The organism is Streptomyces sp. NPDC054847 (assembly GCF_053610925.1).
Genome location: NZ_JBSGZJ010000498.1, coordinates 1 through 5,085, shown reverse-complemented (window position 1 = coordinate 5,085; position 5,085 = coordinate 1). Strand labels below are relative to the sequence as shown.

5 protein-coding genes are annotated in these 5,085 nt (G+C 73.4%); all 5 read left to right on the top strand.

The window, feature by feature from the left end; genetic code table 11:
- Nucleotides 1–1,099, top strand: a 1,099-nt coding sequence (locus ACWGH4_RS30970) for a class I adenylate-forming enzyme family protein (RefSeq protein ID WP_453466740.1), incomplete at its 5' end; no start/stop codon positions are given.
- 36 nt (nucleotides 1,100–1,135) lie between these two features.
- Nucleotides 1,136–1,447 carry an antibiotic biosynthesis monooxygenase gene (locus ACWGH4_RS30965; protein WP_441267289.1) on the top strand — a complete coding sequence of 104 codons (312 nt, stop codon included), beginning with the start codon at nucleotides 1,136–1,138 and terminating at the stop codon, nucleotides 1,445–1,447.
- Nucleotides 1,437–3,254 carry an FAD-dependent oxidoreductase gene (locus ACWGH4_RS30960; protein WP_453466737.1) on the top strand — a complete coding sequence of 606 codons (1,818 nt, stop codon included), beginning with the start codon at nucleotides 1,437–1,439 and terminating at the stop codon, nucleotides 3,252–3,254. Before ACWGH4_RS30965 ends, ACWGH4_RS30960 begins: the two co-directional genes overlap by 11 nt.
- Entirely contained in the window at nucleotides 3,251–4,057 is an 807-nt protein-coding gene (gene fabG, locus ACWGH4_RS30955; protein ID WP_441267287.1) for a 3-oxoacyl-ACP reductase FabG, read from the top strand. The genes ACWGH4_RS30960 and fabG overlap by 4 nt, the downstream gene beginning before the upstream one ends.
- 13 nt (nucleotides 4,058–4,070) lie before the next feature.
- Nucleotides 4,071–5,027 carry an aromatase/cyclase gene (locus tag ACWGH4_RS30950; protein ID WP_453466735.1) on the top strand — a complete coding sequence of 319 codons (957 nt, stop codon included), beginning with the start codon at nucleotides 4,071–4,073 and terminating at the stop codon, nucleotides 5,025–5,027.
- Nucleotides 5,028–5,085: the final 58 nt, after the last annotated feature.

Genomic DNA, 5,085 nt, shown 5'->3' with positions numbered 1-5,085 from the left:
GTCCTCGACCGTGTGCCTGCAGTTCACCACCGGCACCACCGGCCGCCCCAAGGGGGTGCGCCTGGCCCACCGCAACCTGGTCGCCAACGCCCACCAGATCGCCCTCGCCCACGGCCTCGGCCCGGCGTCCGTCACCCTCAACCACCTGCCGCTGTTCCACGTGATGCACCTCAACTCGGCCGTGTGCGCCGGCGCCGCGCAGGTGCTGTGCACCGACGGCGACCCCCTCGCCTCCCTCACCCTGGCCGCCCGCACCGGCGCCACCCACTACTACGGGCTCCCCGCCCGCCTGCACCGCCTCGCCGCCGACCCGCGCCTCACCGCCCCGGCCGCCGTGCCCGCCCTGCCCCGGCTCACCGCCGTCATGTCCGGCGGCACCGCCCTCGCGCCCGCCGCCGCCCGCCGGCTGAGCCGGGCGCTCGGCGTCCCCGTCGTCCAGGGCTACGGCATGGCCGAACTCTCCCCGCTCAGCCACAACCAGCGCCTCACCGACGACCCCCGCCCCGGCGCCGTCGGCCACCCCCTGCCCGGCACCGAGAGCCGCATCGTCGGCCTCGACTCCCGCAGGCCCGCCGAGCCGTGGACCACCGGCGAAGTACAGGTCCGCGGACCCCAGCTGATGGCCGGCTACCTCGACGACGACGAGCCCTCCCGCATCGACGCCGACGGCTGGTTCTCCACCGGCGACATCGGCTACCAGGACACCGACGGCGCCCTGTTCCTCGTCGACCGGCTCGGCGACGTCTTCAAGTACGACAACGAACTCGTCTCACCCACCGCCGTCGAACGGATCATCGCCGACGACCCCCGCGTCGCCGAATGCGTCGTCGTCGGCTGGCCCGACGCCGTCCACGGCGCCGTCGTCTGGGCCGGCATCGTCCTGCGCGAGACACCCCGCCCCCCGCACCACGCCCCCCACGCCGTCCTCGACGTCCTCGACGCGATCACCGAGAAGGCCAACTCCCGCCTGGCCCACTTCGAACGCATCCGCCGCGTCGAAGCCCTCGAGACCGTCCCGCGCACCCCCACCGGCAAACCCCGCCGCACCGAACTGCGCACCCGGCTGCGCGCCCGCGCCACCGCGGAAGCAGCCGCCTGACCCCACCCCTTACCGACCTGTCGCAGGAGGCAGACCATGGTGACCTTCGTCAACAAGCTGACCGTGCACGGCGACCACGACACCTTCCTCGCCGTCCGCGCCCGCCTCACCGCCTACATGACCGCCCAGCCCGGCTACATCAGCCACCAGAACCTGCGCGCCGTGGGCCAGGACAACGTCCACCTCGAGATCGCCGTGTGGGACAGCCCCCAGGCCCACCGCGCCGCCGTCACCAGCGCCGGCTTCGCCGCCATCGTCGCCGACCTGCGGCCCCTGGTGACCGCCGAACCCGCCCTGTACACCGACGAGAGCGCCGACGCCCCGCTGGAGGCGGCCGGTGTCCGATGACCTGCGCCCCCACGTCCTGATCGCCGGCGCCGGCCCGGTCGGCCTGAGCGCCGCCCACGAACTGGCCCGCCGGGGCCTGCGCGTGCGCCTCGTCGACGCCGCCGCCGGCCCCGCCCGCACCAGCCGCGCCGTCGCCGTCCACCCGCGCACCCTGGAAACCCTCGACCAGATGGGCACCCTCGCCCCCGTCGTCGAAGCCGGCCGCACCAACCGGGCCTTCACCATGTACGCCTCGGGCCGCCGCCTGGTGCGCCTGGAGGCCGACTACCGCAGCATGCCCACCCGCCACCCCTACACCGTCATCATCGAACAGACCCGCACCGAAGCCGTCCTGCGCGACGCCGTCACCGCCCTCGGCGTCGACATCGAATGGGGCGTCCGCCTGACCGGCTTCGAACAGGACACCACCACGGTACGAGCCACCCTGCGCCACACCGACGGCACCGAGGAAACCTGCGAGACCGCCTGGCTCATCGGCTGCGACGGCGGCCACAGCACCGTACGCAAACACCTCGGCCTGCCCCTGATCGGCGAGAGCAGCGACACCTGGATCCTCGCCGACGCACCCGTGCGCACCGACCTCGAACCCGACAGCATCTACTGGGTCCACACCGGCAAACAGGCCCTGATGATGGTGCCCTACGCCCGCAGCGGCCACTGGCGGCTGCTCGACACCGCACCCGACAGCGCCGACGCGACCGGCGCCGCCGACCGCTTCGCCGCCCGCCTCACCAAGGGCCTGGGCCGCCCCGTCCACGTCGGCGACCCCGCATGGACCTCCGTCTTCACCTTCCAGCAGCGCATGGTGCCCCGCATGCACACCGGCCGCGTCTTCGTCGCCGGCGACGCCGCCCACGTGCACAGCCCCGCCTCCGGACAAGGCATGAACACCGGCATCCAGGAGGCCTACAACCTCGCCTGGAAACTCGCCATGGTCCACCACGGCCACGCCCGCCCCGCACTGCTGGACACCTACAGCACCGAACGCGTCCCCATCGGCAGGGCACTGCTCGGCTCCACCCGCACCGCCACCTTCCTCGTCGCCCTCAAGAACGCCCTCGCCTCCCTCGCCCTGCCCGTCGTCTTCACCGCCGTACGCAACCTGCCCCCGCTGCGCCGCGCCATCCAGCGCAAGGTCCTCGGCGGCATGTCCGGACTGCGCATCGACTACGCCGACAGTCCGCTGACCACCGGCGCCCGGCACGAGTACGTCCCCGTCGCCGACCCGCTCGCCGTGCCCGTCCCCATACCCCGGCGCCGCCACGTCCCCGGCCCCGGCGAACGCGCCGCCACCGCCACCGCCCGCCGGCCCGAATCACCCGGCCCCCTCGCCCTCGCCGACGAACTGCGCGACGTCCGCTTCACCCTGATCCTCACCCCCGGCGAGCGCACCACCACCTCCGAGCGCACCGCCGCCGACGCCGCCGCCCGCCACGGCACCTGGCTGTCCGTCCGCACCGTCACCGACACCGCAGGAACCCACGCCGACGCCGGCGCGGGCCCCCGCCCGCTGCCCGACCCCGACGGCGCCCTGCGCCAGGCCCTGGGCCTGGCCCCCGGCGCCTGGGCGCTGATCCGCCCCGACGGCTACCTCGCCGCCCGCGGCGGCCTGCTCACCCCCCGCGCCCTCGACGAGGCCCTGCGCCCGCTGTCCCTCGCCCCGCACCAGCCGCGCACCGCCCGCAGCCGCCGCGCCGACGCCGTTCTCCAGCAGCCCTCCTGCGGCCGTCGAGCGGACTTGGACACCGTCGGGACCACCGTCGGCACCACCGTCGTCGGCGCACCGCACAAGGAGGCAGCACGATGACGCCACCGCCCCCTCCACCGACACCGCCGGCCGCGTCGGTCGCCCTGGTCACCGGAGCCACCAGCGGCATCGGCCTCGCCGTGGCCCGCGACCTCGGCCGCCGCGGCCTGCGCGTCTTCATCTGCGCCCGCACCGCACAAGAGGTCAAACAGACCGTCGAGGACCTGCGCGACGAAGGCCTGGAAGTCGAAGGCACCGCCGCCGACGTCCGCTCCCGGGAGTCCGTCGCCGCCCTGGTGCGCACCGTCCTGGACACCTACGGACCCGTCTCCGTCCTCGTCAACAACGTCGGACGCAGCGGCGGCGGTCCCACCGCCGACATCGCCGACGACCTCTGGTACGACGTCATCGACACCAACCTCAACAGCGTCTTCCTGCTGACCCGCGAAGTCCTCAAGAACGGCGGCCTCGCCGACGCCTCCTGGGGCCGCATCATCAACATCGCCTCCACCGCGGGAAAGCAGGGCGTCCTGCTCGGCGCCCCCTACACCGCCTCCAAGCACGGCGTCGTCGGCTTCACCAAGGCCCTCGGCAAGGAACTCGCCCCCGCCGGCATCACCGTCAACGCGGTGTGCCCCGGCTACGTCGAGACCCCGCTGGCCGAACGCGTCCGCCAGGGCTACGCCGCGGCCTGGGACACCACCGAGGAATACGTGCAGGAGCAGTTCGAGGCCAAGATCCCCCTCGGCCGCTACACCACCCCCGAAGAGGTCGCCGCCCTGGTCGGCTACCTCACCACCGAACACGCCGCCTCCATCACCGCCCAGGCACTCAACGTCTGCGGCGGACTGGGCAACTTCTGAAAGAGGATGAGAGATGTCCGCTGAGCGAGTGCACGCAACGACGCACGAGGTGAACGTGGCCGCGCCCGCCGGCGTGGTCTACGGCCTGATCTCGGACGCCGTGCAGTGGCCGCTGTTCTTCCCGCCCAACGTCCATGTGGAGAGGCTCGAGTTCGACGGCGCCGGCGAGCGTCTGCGCATGTGGGCGACCGCCAACGGACAGGTCAAGTCCTGGACCTCCCGGCGGGTCCTGGACCCCGAGCGGCGCCGCGTCGAGTTCCGCCAGGAACTGCCCGCCCAGCCCGTCAAGTCCATGGGCGGCACCTGGATCGTCGACTCGCTGGGCGCCGAGAGCTGCAAGCTGACCCTCCTGCACGACTTCACCGTCGCCGACGACGCCCCCGACGACGTCGCCTGGGTCGAGCGCGCCACCGACACCAACAGCCGCGCCGAGCTGGCCAACCTCCGACAGCTCGCCGAACGCTGGAACCGGCTCGACGACCTCGTCCTGTCCTTCGAGGACTCCGTCCGCGTGGACGGCCCCGCGGAACTCGTCTACGACTTCCTCTACCGGGTGGGCGACTGGCCCGAACTCGTCCCCCACGTCTCGCGCCTGGACCTGATCGAGGACCAGCCCGGCGTGCAGGTCATGGCCATGGACACCGTCACCGCCGACGGCTCCACCCACACCACCGAATCCGTCCGCGTCTGCTTCCCCCACGCCCAGCGCATCGTCTACAAGCAGACCGCCACCCCGCTGCTGATGTCCGCCCACACCGGAGAGTGGTCCGTCGTCCCCGACGAGACGGGTGTCACCGTCACCTCGCAGCACTCCGTCGTCCTGCGCCCGGAGAACATCGAGCCCGTCCTCGGCCCCGACGCCGACGTCCAGACCGCCCGCCGCTACGTCCGCGAGGCCCTGGGCCGCAACAGCACCGCCACGCTCAACCTCGCCAAGAAGCACGCGGAAAGCGCGGTCCGCGTCCTTTGACACCGCCCGCACCGCACCCGCCCGGCCCGCCGGCCCGCCCCGCCCCCCCCCCCCCCCC